At 71.6% G+C, this 18520-nt stretch carries 20 protein-coding genes; 11 read left to right on the forward strand and 9 right to left on the reverse strand.

Annotated elements, in window-relative coordinates; all coding sequences use genetic code 11:
* Positions 1–34 precede the first annotated feature (34 nt).
* The 5 genes from ACIBK1_RS24575 to ACIBK1_RS24595 form a co-directional block, all read right to left on the reverse strand.
* Positions 35–775, reverse strand: a complete 741-nt coding sequence (locus ACIBK1_RS24575; protein WP_030511791.1) for an ABC transporter permease — start codon at positions 773–775, stop codon at positions 35–37.
* On the reverse strand, positions 772–1671 hold the full coding sequence (locus tag ACIBK1_RS24580) for an ABC transporter ATP-binding protein (RefSeq protein WP_396737929.1): 900 nt from the start codon (positions 1669–1671) through the stop codon (positions 772–774). Before ACIBK1_RS24580 ends, ACIBK1_RS24575 begins: the two co-directional genes overlap by 4 nt.
* Positions 1672–1781: 110 nt before the next feature.
* The gene (locus ACIBK1_RS24585) at positions 1782–2462 is read right to left on the reverse strand and encodes a response regulator (RefSeq protein ID WP_396737932.1); all 681 of its coding nucleotides are present in this window, start codon (positions 2460–2462) and stop codon (positions 1782–1784) included.
* On the reverse strand, positions 2434–3567 hold the full coding sequence (locus tag ACIBK1_RS24590) for a sensor histidine kinase (RefSeq protein WP_396737935.1): 1134 nt from the start codon (positions 3565–3567) through the stop codon (positions 2434–2436). The genes ACIBK1_RS24585 and ACIBK1_RS24590 overlap by 29 nt, the downstream gene beginning before the upstream one ends.
* 99 nt (positions 3568–3666) lie before the next feature.
* A complete protein-coding gene (locus ACIBK1_RS24595) occupies positions 3667–4119 on the reverse strand; it encodes a MarR family winged helix-turn-helix transcriptional regulator (RefSeq protein ID WP_030511795.1) in 453 nt (150 codons plus the stop codon).
* Between the two features lie 96 nt (positions 4120–4215).
* Here ACIBK1_RS24595 and ACIBK1_RS24600 point away from each other — a divergent pair, with 96 nt between their 5' ends.
* Genes ACIBK1_RS24600 through ACIBK1_RS24610 form a run of 3 tightly spaced genes read left to right on the forward strand, consistent with a single transcriptional unit; the run spans position 4216 to position 6316 of the window.
* A complete protein-coding gene (locus tag ACIBK1_RS24600; RefSeq protein ID WP_030511796.1) occupies positions 4216–4986 on the forward strand; it encodes a pirin family protein in 771 nt (256 codons plus the stop codon).
* Between the two features lie 26 nt (positions 4987–5012).
* Positions 5013–5345 (forward strand): GNAT family N-acetyltransferase, encoded by a 333-nt coding sequence (locus tag ACIBK1_RS24605; RefSeq protein WP_030511797.1) that lies wholly within the window; start codon positions 5013–5015, stop codon positions 5343–5345.
* The gene (locus ACIBK1_RS24610) at positions 5342–6316 is read left to right on the forward strand and encodes a pirin family protein (protein ID WP_051762630.1); all 975 of its coding nucleotides are present in this window, start codon (positions 5342–5344) and stop codon (positions 6314–6316) included. The genes ACIBK1_RS24605 and ACIBK1_RS24610 overlap by 4 nt, the downstream gene beginning before the upstream one ends.
* On the opposite strand, the gene ACIBK1_RS24615 is transcribed toward ACIBK1_RS24610, so the two are convergent.
* The gene (locus tag ACIBK1_RS24615; RefSeq protein ID WP_231514154.1) at positions 6309–7772 is read right to left on the reverse strand and encodes an MFS transporter; all 1464 of its coding nucleotides are present in this window, start codon (positions 7770–7772) and stop codon (positions 6309–6311) included. The two genes, ACIBK1_RS24610 and ACIBK1_RS24615, sit on opposite strands and share 8 nt — an antisense overlap.
* A gap of 118 nt (positions 7773–7890) precedes the next feature.
* Here ACIBK1_RS24615 and ACIBK1_RS24620 point away from each other — a divergent pair, with 118 nt between their 5' ends.
* A complete protein-coding gene (locus ACIBK1_RS24620; RefSeq protein WP_396737939.1) occupies positions 7891–8814 on the forward strand; it encodes an SDR family oxidoreductase in 924 nt (307 codons plus the stop codon).
* A 1-nt stretch (position 8815) separates the two neighbouring features.
* Positions 8816–9661, forward strand: coding sequence for a MaoC/PaaZ C-terminal domain-containing protein (locus ACIBK1_RS24625; protein WP_396737942.1), 846 nt, complete (start codon positions 8816–8818; stop codon positions 9659–9661).
* A gap of 68 nt (positions 9662–9729) precedes the next feature.
* Here ACIBK1_RS24625 and ACIBK1_RS24630 read toward each other — a convergent pair whose 3' ends face one another.
* Positions 9730–10401: a TetR/AcrR family transcriptional regulator gene (locus ACIBK1_RS24630; RefSeq protein WP_081903978.1), complete on the reverse strand. Its 672-nt coding sequence runs from the start codon at positions 10399–10401 to the stop codon at positions 9730–9732.
* 174 nt (positions 10402–10575) lie between these two features.
* Between ACIBK1_RS24630 and ACIBK1_RS24635 the strand changes: the two genes are divergently transcribed.
* Together ACIBK1_RS24635 and ACIBK1_RS24640 are read left to right on the forward strand one after the other, a co-directional pair.
* Positions 10576–11745, forward strand: coding sequence for an acyl-CoA dehydrogenase family protein (locus ACIBK1_RS24635; RefSeq protein ID WP_030511803.1), 1170 nt, complete (start codon positions 10576–10578; stop codon positions 11743–11745).
* 2 nt (positions 11746–11747) lie between these two features.
* On the forward strand, positions 11748–13874 hold the full coding sequence (locus ACIBK1_RS24640; RefSeq protein ID WP_396737945.1) for an acetate--CoA ligase family protein: 2127 nt from the start codon (positions 11748–11750) through the stop codon (positions 13872–13874).
* Between the two features lie 68 nt (positions 13875–13942).
* Here the strand turns inward: ACIBK1_RS24640 and ACIBK1_RS24645 are convergent, their stop codons facing one another.
* The gene (locus ACIBK1_RS24645; RefSeq protein ID WP_396737948.1) at positions 13943–14605 is read right to left on the reverse strand and encodes a class I SAM-dependent methyltransferase; all 663 of its coding nucleotides are present in this window, start codon (positions 14603–14605) and stop codon (positions 13943–13945) included.
* 157 nt (positions 14606–14762) lie between these two features.
* Here ACIBK1_RS24645 and ACIBK1_RS24650 point away from each other — a divergent pair, with 157 nt between their 5' ends.
* Together ACIBK1_RS24650 and ACIBK1_RS24655 are read left to right on the forward strand one after the other, a co-directional pair.
* The gene (locus tag ACIBK1_RS24650) at positions 14763–15338 is read left to right on the forward strand and encodes a TetR/AcrR family transcriptional regulator (protein WP_051762632.1); all 576 of its coding nucleotides are present in this window, start codon (positions 14763–14765) and stop codon (positions 15336–15338) included.
* 313 nt (positions 15339–15651) lie between these two features.
* A complete protein-coding gene (locus ACIBK1_RS24655; RefSeq protein ID WP_396737951.1) occupies positions 15652–16143 on the forward strand; it encodes a hypothetical protein in 492 nt (163 codons plus the stop codon).
* Here the strand turns inward: ACIBK1_RS24655 and ACIBK1_RS24660 are convergent.
* Positions 16129–16824, reverse strand: a complete 696-nt coding sequence (locus ACIBK1_RS24660) for an alpha/beta fold hydrolase (protein WP_396737954.1) — start codon at positions 16822–16824, stop codon at positions 16129–16131. The two genes, ACIBK1_RS24655 and ACIBK1_RS24660, sit on opposite strands and share 15 nt — an antisense overlap.
* Positions 16825–17078: 254 nt before the next feature.
* On the opposite strand from ACIBK1_RS24660, the gene ACIBK1_RS24665 reads away from it, so the two are divergent.
* Positions 17079–17822, forward strand: a complete 744-nt coding sequence (locus ACIBK1_RS24665) for an AraC family transcriptional regulator (RefSeq protein ID WP_396737957.1) — start codon at positions 17079–17081, stop codon at positions 17820–17822.
* A 202-nt stretch (positions 17823–18024) separates the two neighbouring features.
* Entirely contained in the window at positions 18025–18453 is a 429-nt protein-coding gene (locus ACIBK1_RS24670; RefSeq protein ID WP_030511810.1) for a cellulose binding domain-containing protein, read from the forward strand.
* Positions 18454–18520: the final 67 nt, after the last annotated feature.

Consider the following 18520-nt stretch of genomic DNA (forward strand, 5'->3'; position numbering starts at 1 on the left):
GCGCGCCGTCCCGCCGTACCGTCCGGCGCGGGCGTCAGGCGTCACGCCTTCCGAGCAGGACGAGCGCGGCGAGCGCGGCGGCCGCGAGCCACAGGCAGAAGACACCGAATCCGGCCCACGGGGTCAGCACGCCCGGGGCCGAGGACATGATCCGCATCCCCGCCACGCTCGTGACGTAGGGCATGAGCCGCGCGCCGGCCCCGTCCGGGAGCATCCCGACGAGCTGCGGCAGCACGAAGAGCGCCACGATGACGGCCACGACGCCGCCCGCGGTGTGCCTGACCAGGGCGCCGAGGGCGAGCCCGAACAGTCCGGTCCCGGTGAGGTAGAGGGCGCATCCGGCGACCATGCGCAGGACGCCGGGCTCCTCCGGGGACGCGCCGTGGGAGCCGAGCACGGCCTGCCCCACCAGGAACGCCGCCAGGCACGTGAGCAGGTTGACGACGAAGGTGAACACGGCGAACGTGGCCGCCTTGGCCGCCAGCATGCGCCCTCGGCGCGGCACCGCGAGCAGGGTGGTGCGGATCATGCCGGTGCGGTACTCCGAGCTGATCGCGAGGACGCCCAGCGAGGCCACGATGAGGGACGCGAACGGCGCCGCGCCGAGGGCCGTCCAGGTCGCCTCGCCCGCCGGCAATCGCTCCGCGTCGCGGGAGGCGATGGCGCTGTTGAGGTAGGCGAAGGAGACCATGACGACGACGAGGCCGGCCATCGTCCAGACGGTGGAGCGGATGGAGCGGAGCTTGACCCATTCGGAGCGCAGGAGGCCGATCATGGCCGCCCCGTCGTGAACTCGGCGCTGGCCTGGGTCAGCTCCATGTAGGCGGCCTCCAGGGTCGGCCGCACCTCGACGAGCTCGTGCAATGCGATCCCGGCCGCCGCCGCGGCCTCGCCGGCCGCCCGGGCGCTGATGCCGGTGATCCGGACGTGGTCGCCGTGCGCGGTGGTGCTCCCCTCGGGCAGGTGCGACGCCAGCAGGGCCGTATCGGCACAGCGCACCCGTACGTATCTCTGAGAACTGCGCCCGATGAAGTCGGAGACGCCCGCGTCCGCGAGGAGCCGTCCCCTGCCGATGACGATCAGGTGATCGGCGGTCTGCGCCATCTCGCTCATCAGGTGGCTGGAGACCAGCACGGTGCGCCCCTCCGCGGCCAGGCGGCGCATGAGCGTGCGCACCCACACGATCCCCTCGGGGTCGAGCCCGTTGACCGGCTCGTCGAACAGCAGCACCTCCGGATGGCCGAGCAGCGCTCCCGCGATGCCCAGCCGCTGGAACATACCGAGGGAGAACCCGCCGAGCCTGCGGTCGGCCACCGAGGCCAGCCCGACCTCTTCGAGCACCTCGCCGACCCTGGAGGCGGGCAGCCCGTTGCTGTAGGCGAGACACAGCAGGTGGTTACGGGCCGAGCGGCCGCCGTGCACGGACCTGGCGTCGAGCAGCGCCCCCACCTTGCGAAGCGGCTGCTCGAACTCCCGGTAGGGCCTGCCGTCGATGTGCGCGTCGCCCGCGGTGGGCCGGTCCAGCCCGAGGATGATGCGCATCGTGGTTGACTTACCCGCTCCGTTCGGACCGAGGAAGCCGGTGACCCGGCCGCTTTCCACCGTGAAGGACAGCCCGTTCACGGCGAAGGTCCGGCCGTAGCGCTTGGTGAGATTCGCTGTGGTGATCACCTGTCCAGCCTCGCGGCCGGGCCTGCGGAAATCGTCCTCCGGCGGCACGGTCTCCCGCTGGGAGCCCGGCACCGGTGACCGGCGGCGCTAGGAGCGTGGTCCTGGGTCTCCTATTCGCCCGGGGTGATGAGGCCCGACTCGTAGGCGGTGATCACGGCCTGCGCCCGGTCGCGCGCTCCGATCTTCGCGAAGACGTTGGTGACGTGGTTCTTCACGGTGGAAGGCGCCAGGAGGAGAGCCCTTGCGATCTCGAAGTTGGACAGTCCCCTGCCGATGAGCAGAAGCACCTCGCGTTCGCGCTCGCTCAGCGCGCCCACCGCGCCCGCCGAGCCCGCCGCGCCATGGCCACCGAACCCGCGCGGCCTGCCGGCCCGGACGAACGCGCCGATCAGCCGGGTCAGCAGACGCGGCGCCACCGCCGACTCGCCTCGGTGAACGACTCGCACGCTCTCGACCAGGTCCTCGGGCGAGATGTCCTTGGGCAGGAAACCGGACGCGCCCGCGCGCAACATGTCCACGACGTACTCGTCCATGTCGTACATGCTCAGCGCCAGCACCCGGACTCCCGGCAGCGCCGCCGTGATCTGTTCGGTGGCGGCGATTCCGTCCAGGCCCGGCAGGTGCACATCCATCAGCACCACGTCAGGGCGCAGCTCGGCGCAGAGACGCACAGCCTGCTCGCCGTCGCCTGCCTCACCCGCGACGCACATGTCTCCCTGCGCGTTCACGATCATTCCGAATCCCTTGCGGACCAAGACCTGGTCATCCACGAGCAGCACTGTGATGATCATCTTCCGGCCTCCTCTCCCGCATGGCGAGGGGCAGACGGGCATGCACCCGGAAGCCTCCCTCCGGCCGGGGACCGGTCGTCAGAACCCCATCGATCAGCGCCACCCGTTCGGCCATCCCGCGCAGCCCGAAACCACCACGGCTTCGCGCCGGCGTTCCCGTGCCGTCATCGGTGACCTCCACCTCGACGGAGCCCGGCAGGTACGAGAGCCGGACGCGCGCACGCGCCGCCGGGGCATGCCTGCGTACGTTGGTCAGCGCCTCCTGGACGATCCGGTACACCGCGTGGTCGACGGCCGCGGGGAGGGGCACGGCCTCGCCGGTGACGTCCAGCTCCGCGGGCAGCCGGGCCTGCTCGACCAGCGCGGGCACGCCCGCGACGCCGATTCCGGTGTGATCCATGGGTTCCGCCGTGTCATCGGCCCTCAGCACATGCAGCAGTTGCCGCATCTCGGCCATGGCCTGCCGGGCGGTCCGCTCGGCCGTCACGAACGCCTCCTCCGCCGCGGCCCGATCGCTCGCCATCGTCGTGCGCCCTGCCCCGACCAGCACGTTGATCACGGTGATGTGGTGAGCGACCACGTCGTGCAGTTCTCTGGCGATGCGGCGCCGCTCGGCCGACACGGCGGTCTCTGCCGCTCGCCGCTTCCGGCGCTCCAGCAGCCAGTGCCGCGACAGCAGCAGCCTGCCGAGCAGGACGGCCGCGAGGATCTGCATGACGTTGCCCACCGGGTTCACCGGATTGACCATCATGACGACCGTGACGTAGCCGACCGTGAGCGCCGTACCCGTCAGCCACACCCTCTCGCCGTGGCGGCCCAGACTGTACAGCGCGATCGTGGCCGCGGCCCCGACCAGCAGCGGTGCGGCCGCACCCGCGGCGACCAGCGCGGACATCGCCGCCAGATCCGCCCCCATGGTGATCGCGGCGACCAGGGCGGGCCGGGATCTGCGCACGAGCAGGGCCGGCGCCGCGACCGCGAGTCCCGCTGACACGTACGCCGGCCCCCGGAGCGTGAGAGCAGTGATCACGACGGCCAAGACCACGAGCCCCGCGTCGACCACATGGGGCCGGCTGACCGCCGCCCAGCCACCACGGTGAATCATGTTCCGACGCTACCCAGGCGGCACGGCCGCTGGAATGGTCAGATCGTGACGTCACGCAAGAAGGCCGGCCAGGACGCCGGTGCCGCCGCGCCGAAGGCTCTAGCCGAGCCGGTCGAGCACGTCCGCGGTCAGCCGTTCGAGCGCGGTGACCTGTTCGCGGGTGAGGCCGTCGAAGAACAGGCGGCGCACGGTCTCCACGTGCCCGGGGGCGGCGGCGGTGATGGCCCTGCGGCCCTCCTCGGTGATCACGACGTACGCGCCGCGGCCGTCGTCCACGCACTCCTCGCGCCGGACGAGCCCCCGGCGCTGCATCCGGGTCAGCTGGTGGGACAGGCGGCTCTGTTCCCATTGCAGGTCGCGCTGCAGCTCGTACGGCCGCAGCCGTCCTTCCTCCCGGTCGGTGAGGTGCACGAGGACGTCGTAGTCCGCCAGGGACAGACCCGAGTCCGCCTGCAGCTGCCGGTTGAGCCGGGCCGTCAGGCGGCCCTGCATGCGCAGGTACGCCCGCCAGGCGCGCTGCTCGTCCGCGTCGAGCCACCGAGGGCTGTTCATGCCCCCAGGCTAGCCGGAATCAATGACTCGTCATGTATGTTGTCAGGCACCAGTAGATGACACATCATCTACATGGCGCCGAGGAAAGGGCACCCCATGACCACGACCACGCTGAACCCTCGTGTGGACGTCCGCCGGGCGGCCGAGCGTTTCGCCACCCGCATCTCCTGGCTTGACTCCAAGCACTCGTTCTCGTTCGGCGGCCACTACGACCCCGACAACACCCACCACGGGCTGCTGCTGGTCAACAACGACGACGTCGTCCACCCGGGCACCGGCTTCGAGACCCACCCGCACCGCGACATGGAGATCGTCACCTGGGTGCTCCAGGGCTCCCTGGTCCACCAGGACTCCGAGGGCCACAACGGCGTCATCTACCCGGGCCTGGCCCAGCGCATGAGTGCCGGCACCGGCATCCTGCACTCGGAGAAGAACGACTCCTGGCGGCTGACCGGCGGCGACACCCACGACAAGCCCGTGCACTTCGTTCAGATGTGGGTGGTCCCCGACGAGCCCGGCATCACGCCCGGCTACGAGCAGCTGGAGATCGAGAACGAGCTGCTGGCCGGCGGCCTGGTGCCGGTCGCCAGCGGTATGGACAAGCACGCCGGCGAGGCGGCGATCCGCATCAAGAACCGGTACGCCGCGCTGTACGCCGCACGCCTCCAGCCGGGTCAGAGCGTGGAGCTGCCCGAGGCGCCGTTCCTGCACCTGTTCGTACCCCGGGGGACCGTCACCCTGGAGGGTGCGGGCACTCTGGAGACCGGCGACGCCGTACGGTTCACCGCCACCGGCGGGCAGAAGGTCACCGCGACGGAGCCCGCCGAGATCCTCGTGTGGGAGATGCACGCGACGATCGCCGCCTGACGACGATCCTGGAAGAAGGAAAGCCGATGCAGCAGTCAGAACCGCAGGTCGCCGACAACCCGGAGGCGAGCCGCTTCGAGATCACCGTGGACGGCGCACTCGCCGGGTTCGCCGAATACCGGCTCCACGGGCAGAGAATCTCCTTCACCCACACGGAGATCGACCCGGCCTTCGGGGGCCGCGGCCTCGGCTCGACGCTGGTCCGGGCGGCGCTCGACGCCGCCCGGGACGCCGGGCTGTCGGTCCTGCCGTTCTGCCCGTTCGTGAAGCGGTACATCGAGCGGCACCCGGACTACCTCGACCTGGTGCCCGCCGATCAGCGGGCCAGGTTCTTCGACGGCGGGGAGGGCTCGAAGTGACCCCCGGGGAGCCGGCGCTGTACGGATGCACCGTGGCGGCCGAGGCGGAGCCGGAGAGCGTGCTCCTGCCCGGCCACGACGTGCCGCTCGGCCGCTACACGACCGTGCGGCGGCTGCTCCCGCAGCGCCCGCGCCGGATGGTCGGCGCCTGGTGCTTCGTCGACCACTTCGGGCCCGACGACGTGACCGGCCGGCCGGGCATGCAGGTGCCGCCGCACCCGCACACCGGCCTGCAGACGGTCACGTGGCTCGCGGAGGGGGAGATCCTGCACCGCGACAGCCTCGGTAACGTCCAGTCGATCGTGCCCGGGCAGCTCAACCTGATGACCGCCGCCCACGGCATCGCCCATTCGGAGCAGACGCCGCCGGAGCACCCGCCGGGCATGCACGGCCTGCAGCTGTGGGTCGCGCTGCCGGAGGAGGCCCGGCACGGACAGGCGCGGTTCGAGCACCACGCCGCCCTGCCCGTGCTGCGCGACGGGGACGTCACGGTGACCGTCGTGGTGGGCGAGGCCGGGCCGCTGCGCTCGCCCGCCCTCGTGCACACCCCGCTGCTCGGGGCCGAGGTGCTGTTCGAGGGGCCGCCCGGACAGCACCGGCGGCACAGGCTGCCGGTGGACCCGGCCTTCGAGACGGCGGTGCTGGCCATGTCGGGCACGGCCGAGGTGGCCGGGGTCGCGCTGAGCCCGGGCTCGCTGCTCTATCTCGGCCAGGGCCGTACGGCGGTGCCGATGGAGGCGGCCGGTCCGGCCCGGCTGTTCGTGCTGGGCGGCACGCCGTTCGAGGAGCCCCTGGTGATGTGGTGGAACTTCGTCGGCCGTTCGCACGAGGAGATCGCGCGGGCGCGTGACGACTGGATGAGGGGCGGCCGCTTCGGCGTCGTCCCGGGCGGGCAGGAGCCGCTGCCCGCCCCCGAGATGCCCACCGTGCGGCTGAAGGCCCGCGACCGGCACGGCCGCGTCCTCAGCTGACGGACGAGCCCGCCCGCCTTCTGGTGAAGCAGGTCAGCACGGCCAGCGCGGAGACGGCGGTCATGCAGGCCAGCGCCCAGCGGTAGCCGGTCACGAGCTGCTCGACCGCCGTGGACGAGACGTGGGACAGCGTTCCCGCGAAGACGGCGTCGTGCAGCCCGGCCGGCAGCGGCACCGTGATGATCGACAGCACCAGCGCGGTGCCGACCACCACCCCGGTGTTCTGCAGCATCAGACGCATGGCGTTCACGATCCCCAGCCGGTGCGACGGCACCCCGTCGAGGATCGCGGTCGTGTTGGAGGGCAGGAACATGCCCGAGCCGACGCCGATCAGCACGAGGGCGGCCATGAGCGCCGTCGACGAGACGCCGGGGGAGATCAGGCACAGCAGGACGGCCAGGCCCGCCGTCGTCAGCGAGGTCGCGGCGACGGCCACCGTGCGCGGGCCGAGACGGCGCAGCAGGAAGCCCGACGCGACCGACGCCGCCATCGCCGCGATCGAGAGCGGCAGCACCTTCACCGCCGCGCGCACCGGGTCCTCCCCGCGGACGGCCTGGAAGAACAGCGACACGAGGAGCACCACTCCGACCCGGGCGGTCGAGTTGAGGAACGACGCCAGCGTCCCGAGGGCGAACGTGACGTCGCGGAACATCCGGATGTCCACCACGGGATGACGGGCCCGCAGCTCGCGCACGACGAACAGCGGCAGCGTCACGGCGAACACGACGAGCCCGGACACCACCATCGGATGTCCCCAGCCGAGCCTGGTCACCTCCGACAGCGCGAGCAGCAGGCCGCCGAGACAGGCGAGCACGAGCGCGTTGCCCGACAGGTCGAGCCCCTGGTCGCGGCCCTGCGGCGGTCCGGGCCGCAGGGCGACCGCGCCCCAGACCAGGCACGCGATGCCGAGGGGCACGTTGTACCAGAACACCCAGCGCCAGCCGAGGTGCTCGGTGAACAGGCCCCCGAGCGCCGGGCCGGCGAGCTGGGCGATGGAGAAGGACGCGGTGTAGACGCCCATCCCCTCGCCGAGTCGCGACTTGGGGAAGGCGTCGGTCACCAGGGCGGCGCTGTTGGTCAGCAGCATGGCCCCGCCCGCCGCCTGCAGCACGCGCAGCGCCACGATGACCCACGCGCTCGGCGCGAGCCCGGCCAGCAGGCTGGCGACGGTGTAGGTGGCCAGGCCGCCGAGGTACATCGCCCGCCGCCCGAACAGGTCGGCGAGCCGGCCGAACACGACCATGAGCACGGTCGTCGTGAGCTGGAAGGCGAGCAGGATCCAGCTCGCGGCGTCCGCACTCGCGTGCGTCTGCCGTACGACCTCGGGGAGCGCCACGTTGAGCGCGCTGCCGCCGAGCGCGGTCAGGACGCTGGCCATGCTCACGACCGACAGCGTCCGCCAGGCGCGGCGCAGCCGCTCCCGCTCGCCGGGGTCCGCCGCGATGGTCTGCGGCACGGCCGTCATCGAACGGCGAGCTGGATCATGACCGGCTCCTCCCTACCGAATTCTAGATTCCATTACTAGAATCACGTTCACACGCGGTCCGGTCAAGGTCGAGTCAAGGGAGCAGCGCATGGGCGGAATCATGGAAGGCCGTGTCGTGATCGTCACCGGTGCCGCGCGGGGCATCGGGCGGGGACACGCGCTGGAGTTCGCGCGCCAGGGCGCCAGGGTCGTCGTGAACGACCTCGGCGCGGAGGTCGACGGCACCGGGTCGTCCACCGGCGCCGCGGGCGAGGTGGTCGAGGAGATCAGGGCCATGGGCGGCGAGGCCGTGGTCGACGGCGAGGACGTCTCCGACTTCGACGGCGCGCGCCGCATGATCGAAAGGGCCGTGGAGACCTTCGGCGACCTGCACGTCCTGGTCAACAACGCGGGCATCCTGCGCGACCGGATGCTCGTCAACATGACCGCCGACGAGTGGGACGGGGTCATCCGGGTGCACCTGCGCGGCACCTTCGCCCCGCTGCGGCACGCCGCCGCCTACTGGAGATCCAAGGCCAAGGCCGGAGAGCCGGTGGACGCCCGGGTGATCAACACCACGTCGTCGTCCGGCATCTACGGCAACCCGGGCCAGGGCAACTACGGCGCGGCCAAGGCGGGAATCGCGTCGCTGACGATCATCGCGGCCAAGGAACTGGCGCGTTACGGCGTGACGGTCAACGCGGTCGCGCCCGCCGCGCTCACCCGGATGACCGAGAACCTCATCCCGGGCGGGCGGCGGCCCGCCGAGGGCGGCTTCGATCCCTCGGCGCCGGACAACATCGCGCCGCTGGTGGTCTGGCTGGCGAGCGCGCAGTCGCGGGGGATCACGGGCCGCGTCTTCAACGTGCGGGGCGGGCACATCAGCGTCGCCGAGGGCTGGCACGCCGGGCCGGGGGTGGACAAGGACGCCCGGTGGGATCCGGCCGAGTTGGGCGAGGTGATCCCCGCCCTGGTGGACAAGGCCGTGCCGAACGCCCTCACCAGCGGGCGCATCCCGGAGGGGGAGAGCTGACATGCCGCTCGACCACAGTCTGATCGGGGTGGAGAGCGCGCCGTACGAGCGGTCGTGGACGTCCGCCGACACCCTGCTGTACGCGCTGGGCGTCGGGGCGGGCACCGAGGAGCTCACCTTCACCACGGAGAACTCGGCGGGGATCCGGCAGCGGGTGCTGCCGACCTTCGCGGTCCTGGCCGCCCAGGCCCCCACCGGACGGCGGCTCGGCGACTTCGACCCGGCCATGCTCGTGCACGCCGAGCAGGCGTTCGAACTGCACCGCGAGCTGCCGTCCGCCGGTCGCGTGCGGACCACCTCGACGGTGACCGGCATCTACGACAAGGGCTCGGGGGCGCTGGTGACGACCGAGGCCAGGGCGGCGGACGCCGAAAGCGGCGAATCGCTGATCACGAGCCGCAGCTCGGTGTTCATCCGCGGCGAGGGCGGCTTCGGGGGCGAGCGCGGCCCCCGCGACGAGTGGGCCGAGCCCGGCAGGCCGCCGGACCACACGGTGACGTACGAGACCCGCCAGGACCAGGCGCTGCTCTACCGGCTGTCCGGGGACCGCAACCCGCTGCACTCCGACCCCGTCTTCGCCGCCCGCGCCGGCTTCCCCCGGCCGATCCTGCACGGGCTGTGCACGTACGGGATCACCGGTCGGGCGCTGCTGCACGCGGTGGCGGGATCGGATCCGGCTCGCTTCGCGGCCATGTCGGGACGGTTCAGCAAGCCGGTCTTCCCCGGCGAGACGCTGACCGTCTCGATCTGGACGTCCGGCGACGGTGCGACGGCCCTGTTCCGCACAGCAAAGGACGACGGCACCGTCGTCATCGACCGGGGCAGGGCGGCCTTCCGCCCCGCCTGACGTGGAGGCGCGGGCCGTCACCGGGGCCAGGGCGCCAGGGTCAGGGCGCCGGGGTCAGGGCGCCGGGGTCAGCTCCCGGCGACTCCCGCTTCCATCGCACCTGCGGCGTCGGTCGTGCCTTCGTGGGTGGCCAGGGGGTCGCCGAAGCGGCGGATCAGCGCGATCGCCGCCTCGACGACCTCATGGGCCTCCTCCTCGGTCTCGCTGGTCGCGACCTCGCGGCCGGCCTCGCCGATCACGCTGGTGAGGACCGAGACCGTGAGGCGGTCGGTCGGCGTGTTCGCCGCGCCGAGCAGGACGGCGTTCTGCCGGACCCACTCCCGGCCGCGGGTGCGCCGCATCAGCTCGAACCCGGGCGGCCCATCGCCGTCCATGAACAGCCGGGCCAGGTCGCGCCGCTGCCAGGACCCTTCCAGGAACGCCCTGGCTCCCTCGATGAACAGCTCGACGGGGTCCTTCACGCCCGCCTGCTTGGCCGCGGCGACGCCGGCGGCGGCGGCCTCCTCGTGGGCGGCCTGGTGCTCCTCGTACAGCGCGAGGAACAGCTCGGTCTTGCCCCCGAAGTGGTGGTAGAGGCTGCCGACGCTGGAGCCGGCGCGCTCGACGACGTCCGCGACGTTGGCGTCGGCGAAGCCGTGCTCCGAGAAGACCTCGCGGGCGGCCTGAAGCATGCTCTTACGCGTCTGGGCGGTGCGGCTCCACTCCCACGAGCCGCTCTTGCCGCCGGGCTTGCGTGCCATCTGGGCTCCTTGTTTCCGGGGACGGCGGGTCCACGGCCGGCGCGTTTTCCAGGGACGGCACCATCGTAGCCGGTCGAATTCTAGAAACTGATTCCAGACCTCTTGACACCTCTTCGGCGGGGAACCAGGCTGGAACCGATTCCTAGAGAGCAATTCTAGAAAAGAGTCGCGTCGATGGACTTCTCCCTGAGCCCAGAGGAACTGCAGATCCGTGACACCATCCGCGCGTTCGTGGAGCGGGAGATCATGCCGCTCGAACCCGAGGTGCTGCGCAGCGAGCGCGCCGGCGGCCCCGGGCTCGATCCCGGGGTCCTCCGCGACCTGCGGCTCAAGGCGAAGAAGATGGGCTTCTGGGGCATCAACACCCCCGAGGAGTACGGCGGAGCCGCCCTGGGCGCGGTCATGTCCGCGATCATCGCCATGGAGATGGGACGGACGTTCGTGCCGTTCAGCTTCGGCGGGTCGGCCGACAACATCCTCTACGCCGGCACCGAGGAGCAGAAGCAGCGCTACCTCATCCCGACCATCGAGGGCGAACGCCGTTCCTGCTTCGCCATCACCGAGCCGGGCGCGGGGTCGGACGCCCGCAACATCCGTACGCGTGCCGTCAAGGACGGCGGCGACTGGGTCATCAACGGCGAGAAGACCTTCATCACCGGCGGCAACGAGGCCGACTTCGTGATGGTGTTCGCCGTCACCGACCCGGACAGGGGCGCGAACGGCGGCGTCACCTGCTTCCTCGCCGACCGCGACATGGGCTGGAAGTCCGAGCCGATCCCGACGATGGGGCAGTGGGGCCCGGCCTCGCTGGTGTTCGAGGACGTCAGGGTGCCGGAGGAGAACATCCTCGGCGAGCTCGGCAGGGGCTTCGAACTGGCCATGCAGTGGATCGGCCAGGGCCGCTACATGATCCCCGCGCGGGCGGTCGGCTCGGCCGAGCGCATGCTGCAGATGGCGATCGACTACGCCAAGATCCGCATGTCGATGGGCAAGCCGATCGCCGAATACCAGGCGATCCAGTGGATGATCGCCGACTCGCAGGTGGAGATCGAGGCGGCCAAGTGGCTCACGCTGCACGCCGCCTGGCGCGTCCAGCAGGGCATGGACGCCCGGCACGCCTCCTCGATCGCCAAGCTGAACGGCGCCGTCATGGCCAACCAGGTCGTCGACCGCGTGCTGCAGATCCACGGGGGCATGGGCTACACCAAGGAACTGCCGATCGAACGGTGGTATCGCGAGCTGCGCCTGTTGCGGATCTTCGAGGGCACCGACGAGATCCAGCGCCGGACGATCGCTCGCAACCTGCTCAGGGGCCACGCCCGCCTCGGCACGATCGGGGAGTGAGGATGCCGGTAGGAGAGCTGTTCAACCCCCGGTCGATCGCCCTGGTCGGGGCGACGGACAAGTCCGGCTGGTCGATCAGCACGCTGACCAACCTCCGTACGCACGGCTTCCGCGGGCCCGTGCACCTGGTCAACCCGCGCGGCGGCGTCGTGCACGGCGAGCAGGCCCACCGAAGCCTGTCCGACATCCCCGGCCAGGTCGACCTCGCGTACGTGATGGTGCCGACCACGGCCGTGCTGCCCGTGCTGCGCGAGGGGGCCAAGCTCGGCATCCGTCACTACGTGATCCTCACGGCGGGCTTCGGCGAGACCGGGCCGGAGGGCGCCGCCCTGGAGGCGGAGATCGTCGACTTCGCCCGGGAGAGCGACCTCACCATGCTCGGCCCGAACGGCAACGGCTTCATCAACGCCGCCGCCGACGTCACGCCGTACGGCCTGCCGATCCCGTCCCCGCTGCTGCGCGGGTCGGTCGGGGTGGTGCTGCAGAGCGGCGCTCTGGCCAGCTCGGTGCTCGGCTTCGCCCAGGCCCGCAACGTCGGGGTCAGCCTGCTCACCTCGATGGGCAACGAGTCGCTCGTCACCGTCACCGACGTGATCGACTACCTGGTGGACGACCCGGCGACCAAGGCCATCGCGCTGTTCCTCGAGTCGGTCCGCGACCCGGCCGCGTTCTCCCGGGCGGCGCGCCGGGCGCTGCTCGCGGGCAAGCCGATCGTCGCGCTGAAGATCGGCCGCAGCCGGCTCGCCTCCCGCACCGCCCAGGCCCACACCGGCGCGCTCGTGGGCGACGACAACGTGATCGACGCGGCGTTCCGGCAGCTCGGGGTGGTGCGGGTGCGGTCGCTTGAGGACCTCATCATCACCGCGGGCCTGCTCGCCGAGGTGGGCCCGTTGCCAGGCGCGCGGATCGGGGTCGTCACGCCCTCGGGCGGCGCGTCGGAGATCATCGCCGACCGGGCCGAGGACGAGGGGCTGGAGCTGCCGGCGTTCGCCCCGGAGACCGTCGCCCGGCTGCGGGAGATCGTGCCCGCCTTCGGGACCGTGCAGAACCCCCTCGACGTCACCGGCTACGTGCTCATCGACCGCACGCTGCTCGGCCGCGCGCTGGAGGCCGTCACCGCCGATCCCGGGGTGGAGGCGGTCATGCTGCTGTCGGACCTCCCGCGCGTCGCCCCGCCCGACCCCGCCCCCGTGTACGCCACGTTCTCGGCGAGCGCCAGGCGCATGGCCGAGGCGCCGATGCCGGTCGTCGTCGTGAGCAACGTGCTGACCGACGTCACCGAGTTCGGCCGCGACGTCCAGCGGCAGGCCGGGTTCCCGTACGTCGCGGGCGGCATCGAGCACGGCATGCACGCCATCGGCGCCGCCGTCCGATGGGGGCGGGCCTACCGCGCCGCGGTCGAGGCGGCGGACGCGGCCGTCCCGGCCGAGGCTGCGGGAAACGCCCCGCTGGTCGAGCCGGGGACCGGCGTGTGGGCCGAGCACCGCGCCGCCGCTCTGCTGTCGTCGGCCGGGATCCCGGTCGTGCCCGGCGAGCTGGTGCACGACGAGGAGTCGGCGGTGGCGGCGGCGGTCGGGTTCGGCTACCCGGTCGTCCTCAAGGTCGCCGCGGAAGGGCTGGGGCACAAGAGCGACATCGGCGGGGTCCGGCTGGGCCTGTCCGGCGCGCGGGACGTCGAGCGGGCCTACCGCGAGGTCGTGGCCGCCGCCGCGGCGGTCCCCGGCGCCGGCCGGGTGGGCGCGCTCGTCCAGCCGCAGCGCGGCGGCGGCGTGGAACTGCTGGTGGGCGTCGTACGGGACCCGGCGTGGGGGCTCACCCTGGCCGTCGGCCTGGGCGGGATCTGGGTGGAGGCGCTGCGTGACACGGCGCTGCGCGTCCTGCCGGTGGACGCGGCCGAGGTGCGGCGGGCGCTGGACGAACTGCGCGGCGCCGCGCTGCTGCGGGGCGCTCGTGGCACCGAGCCCGCCGATCTCGACGCCGTCGCGGCGGTCGTGGCCCGGGTCGCCGCCTTCGCCGGGAGTCTCGGCGACGACCTGGAGTCGCTGGAGATCAACCCTCTGCTCGTGCGGGGCTCCCACGTGGAGGCGCTCGACGCGCTCATCACCTGGCGAGACCGGCCCGGCCGCTGAGCTCGTACGCCTGTGCGCGGCGCGTACCGCCGCCGCGCACAGGCGGTTCGCCCGGCGCGAGGTGGTTCTCAGGAAGGGGCATCGAGCGGACGAACGGCGGTGACGTAGTAGAGCACCGGTCCCACCGTGCCCGTGCTCTCGACGCGAAAACCGGCGCCGGGAACCAGGTCGGCGAGCAGTTCCGGCATGGTGGGCCGCATGGCGGGACCGGCAAGCACGGCCGCGAGGCGGGCGGCGAGGGGGTTGGCCGGCGGGCGGAACTCGGCGATCAGCAGCCGGCCACCCGGCCGCAGGACGCGGAACATCTCCCTTACGGCGGTGCCGCGGGCGGAGACGGGCATGTGATGAACGGCGAAGCTGGAAACCGCGATGTCGAACGAGGCGTCGGGGAAAGGCATCGCCTGCCCCTCGCCCACCTGATAGGAGCAGTTGTCAGGTGAACGCCGACGGGCGTGGCCGATCATCGCCGGCGACGGGTCGAGGCCGGTCACCCGCCCTTCGCGACCCACGATCGGAGCCAGCATCCGGGTCAGGTAGCCGGTGCCGCATCCGACGTCCACGATCTGATGGCCCTGCTCGGCGCCCGACAGCGCGGCCAGACGCGTGAAAACGCCGCGGCGGCGTCCGAGGAAGCCGATTTCGGCCAGAACGTCGTAACCCCGCGGGTAATCGATCGTGCCGCCCCCGTGGCTGTGTCTTGAGTGACCGTGGAGGAGCTTTCCTGCGCTCAAGGGATCCTCCTTCTTGTTTCGGAACAATGTGTTCGGTTATAAATGATCGATTCGGGGCCGTGAGACGGTCAACAAGCAGATCCGGCAGGCTGTGCCGTACGGGACAGGGAAGGAAAAGGTGTCCGGAAGCCCGCGGCGGGAGAGCTCCGACCGACGCGTGCGGCGCACCCGTCGGGCCGTTCAGCAGGCGTTGACAGAGCTGATCCTGGAGAAGGGCTACGAGACGGTGACGGTCACGGACCTGATAAACCGCGCCAACGTCGGCCGCTCGACCTTCTACGCACACTTCACCGACAAACAGGATGTGCTGTTCAGCAACCTGGACGAACTATCCGACCTCCTCCATCTTGCTCCCGCGTCCCGGCCGGGCGTGTTGTTCGCCTTCAGCCTGCCGATGTTCGAGCACCTTCAGGAGCAGCGCCGACTGGTGCGAGCACTGCTCGGACGGCGCGGGGGCGGCGTCGTGATGGCGCGCGGAGAGCAGATCATGGCCGCGGTCGTCCGTGACGAACTGCTGGCGGGCCTCCCCTCGGGAAGCACACCGCCGGCTTCGCTCGATCTGATGATCACCTGCGTCGTCGGGGCGTTCATGGCGCTGCTGCGCAAGTGGGCCGACGGCGAACTGACCGCCACCCCCGCCGAGATGGACGCGGCGTTCCGCGCGGTGGTGACGCCGGGCGTGGAAGAGGCGTTGGCCGCGAGTCCGCGAGGTCGCCGGCCCGCGCCCGGCTGACGCGGGGGATTGCGCTGCGGGCTCGGCCGGTGATCTCGCCGAGGCTTCACGCGGGCCAGGGGGTGCGGACACGATCGTCCAGCGGCGTCCGTCCCAGCGCTCCACGGTGGGTCCGCTGTCCCCGTCACCGGTCAGCGCCCAGAGGCCCCCGGAGACGCCGGCCCCCAAGTGACGGATGCCCGGCCAGGCGGATCGAGAGGACGATGCGTCGGACCAGTCGGAGGGGGACCAGCGGGCGAGCCGCGGCCGCCGGCGCGGATCTCCGGCGGCGCCCTCGTCCTGACCTCCGGCGACCCACACCTCCTCGGGCCCGGTGACCACGGCGTCCGCCAGGAGGACCGGCAGCTTCCAGGGCGGTCGTCCCCGGGCCGACCACCGCCGGCCGTCCCACTGCCACGCGTTCGCGTCCATGTCGAAGATCCATACGTTGCCGGGGGACGTCCCGGACACCACTCGGGGATGGCGCAGGCCCGGCGGCAGTGCCACGGACTGCCAGGCGCGGCCGTCCCAGCGCAGGATCGGGCCGCTCCGTCTGTTCTCGCCGGGGCTGCCCACGGCCCAGGCCTCGTCGTGCCCGGTCGCGGCGACGCTCTCCATCACCGCGCCGGCTCCGGCCGTTCTGGTCTCCGTCCAGGTCCCGCCGGACAGAGACGGAACCACCTCGGGCCGGGTGACCGCCGCCGGTGTGCCCGCCGTGGAGGCGGGGGAGTCGCGTGCGTCCACGCCGCCGCCCGAGCATCCGATCGCGGCGGCGCCCAGCGCGCCGATCACGGCGAGCCGTGGTGAAGCCCTAACTGTTGGGTGATGCATCCGCGGTGCGGTCGCCGAGCAGCAGTGCGGCGACCGCCTCCGGGGCCTCGTGCATCGCGTCGTGGCCGGTCGGGAGGTCGTGGACCTGCCATCCGGGATCGGCGTGGAGCCGGGTGCGGAGTTCGGCGAACGGCGTCCGGTCTTCCCATCCCGAGCAGTAGACGAACTCCCGGCGGGGCACCTGGGCGTGCGCGCCGGTGAGCCGGATCGCCTGCAGGAACGAGGCGAGGGGATGAGGACGGCGGCGGGGATCGCCGCCGTCCGGCGGACGCACGGCGTAGCCCGTGCCCGCGGCGCCGGCCGCGATCACATCCCGGAAGTACTCGTTCGCCGACGACCACCACGACTCGCCATCGCGCGGGACGAAGGCGTCGAGATGCACCAGCCGTGAGATCCGCCCGTCGGCGCGATCGGCGGCGGCGGCGATCACCATCCCGGCGTAGCTGTGGCCGACAAGCGTCGCGCTGGTGATGTGGGCACGATCGAGGAGCCGCAACACGTCGTCGGCGTGCGTGTCGAGGTTGGCAGTCGCGACCGTCGCGTTGTCGTCGTCCGGCCGCAGACCGGTCAGGGTCAGGGCGTGAACCGTATGACCGGCGCCCTCCAGCAGCGGAACCACCGCCTCATACGCCCAGGAGCCCTTCCAACCGCCGGGCACAAGAACGAACGTCGCCATGCGTTTCTCCTTCTCTCGCAAGCGGCGGCATCGAGGCACGCTGCCCCGATGCCAGGTGGTTCGGCCAGGCTGCTCCGCACGACCGGGAACCACGTCCGCATGGAGGAAGTGTCACGAGATCGCGGTGTGGCCGGCCACCGATAGGATGCCAATCGATGCCCGTTCGCCGCCAACCTCGCCCGACGGCCGGTGTGACGTCACATCTGTGGCCGTCCGGCGGGCGACACCTCTGGCCGTCCGGTGAAGTCAGCGCAGTGCAGTCGCACACGCGGGGACACCTGGTGTACGCGGCCAGCGGCGTCTTGGCAGTCCACACCGAGCGCGGCACCTCGATCGTTCCCGCGAACCGGGTCGCCTGGACCCCGGCCGGGTTCACGCACTACCACCGCGCCCACGGCGACACCGACATGCGGATCGTCTTTCTCGCGCCGTCCCTCGCCCGGTTCATACCAGAGCGTCCCGTCGTGTTCCTGGCCTCCGATCTCGCCCGAGAGGTCCTGCTCGCCCTGACCGGCCCCCGCAACTACGACGACGACGCGCCCGCCTACAGCCGCTCCGCGCGCCTTCGCCTTCTTCGCGTCCTCGTCGACGACCTGCGCGAGGCACCCGAACAGCCGCTGCACCTGCCGGAGCCACGGGACGACCGGCTGCAGGCCATCGCCCGGATGCTGCATGAGAATCCGGCGGACAACGCCTCGCTGGCCGAGCTCGGGAAGACGATCGGAGCCAGCACCCGCACTCTCAGCCGCCTGTTCCGCAAGGAACTCGGCATGACCTTCTACGAGTGGCGCACGCAGCTGCGCATCCACCACGCGCTCGTGCTCCTCGCCGACGGCCACGACACCACCCAGACCGCCTACGCCTGTGGATGGGCCAACCCGAGCGGCTTCATCGCGGCGTTCACCGACATCATCGGAACGACCCCGGGCCGCTACCGAACCGGTCGCCACACCACCATTCCTGCGCGCCTGAAAAGCGCGATTAGCGACGCCGAGTAGGGCCGTTCCGGCAGCCTCCGTCAAGTGACCGGTATGTGGCCGGCGGTGAAACTCCCAGCTCGGTCAGCCGAAGCGGCGAACGTACGTGTGACAGGGCCGACGCGCCGCGAAATATGTCCCGGTAATTGTTTGACAGCGCATTTCGAGTGGCTCACGATCACATCGAAATCGGTTTCATGGGACGCCGTCCTGAGGGGGATCGATGCGTTTTCTGCGGGCTTCGTCGGGGATCGGTATTGCCGGGCTTCTCCTGGCCGCGTCGTTCACGGCGCCCGCCCGGGCGGCGCCCGCGGATGTGCCGGCCGGTTACGACTGCGCGGTGACCTACGCCAGCCTGGGGTGGACCACCGGTTTCACTACCAGAGTGACGATCACCAACACCGGGACCCGGGTGTTCAGCCCCTGGATCCTGCAGTTCGTCTTCCCCGGAAGCCAGACCCTGATGCAAGGGTGGAACGCCACCTTCTCCGAGACCCCGCCGAGCGTCCAGGCCGCCAGTCCGATCTGGCAGCAGAGCATTGATCCCGGCACGAGCTTCTGGATCGGCTTCAACGCAAACGGGGCCGACGAACACCCCACCGGCTTCACGCTCAACGGCGTCCCCTGCGCGGTGACCTACGGGCCTTACTGAGGCGGCGCCGTTCCCCATCGAAGCGGCCTTTGGCCGTCAGGCCGAACCCGGGCCGGGGAGGAGGTCG

Source organism: Microbispora rosea (assembly GCF_044460045.1).
Classification (GTDB): domain Bacteria; phylum Actinomycetota; class Actinomycetes; order Streptosporangiales; family Streptosporangiaceae; genus Microbispora; species Microbispora rosea.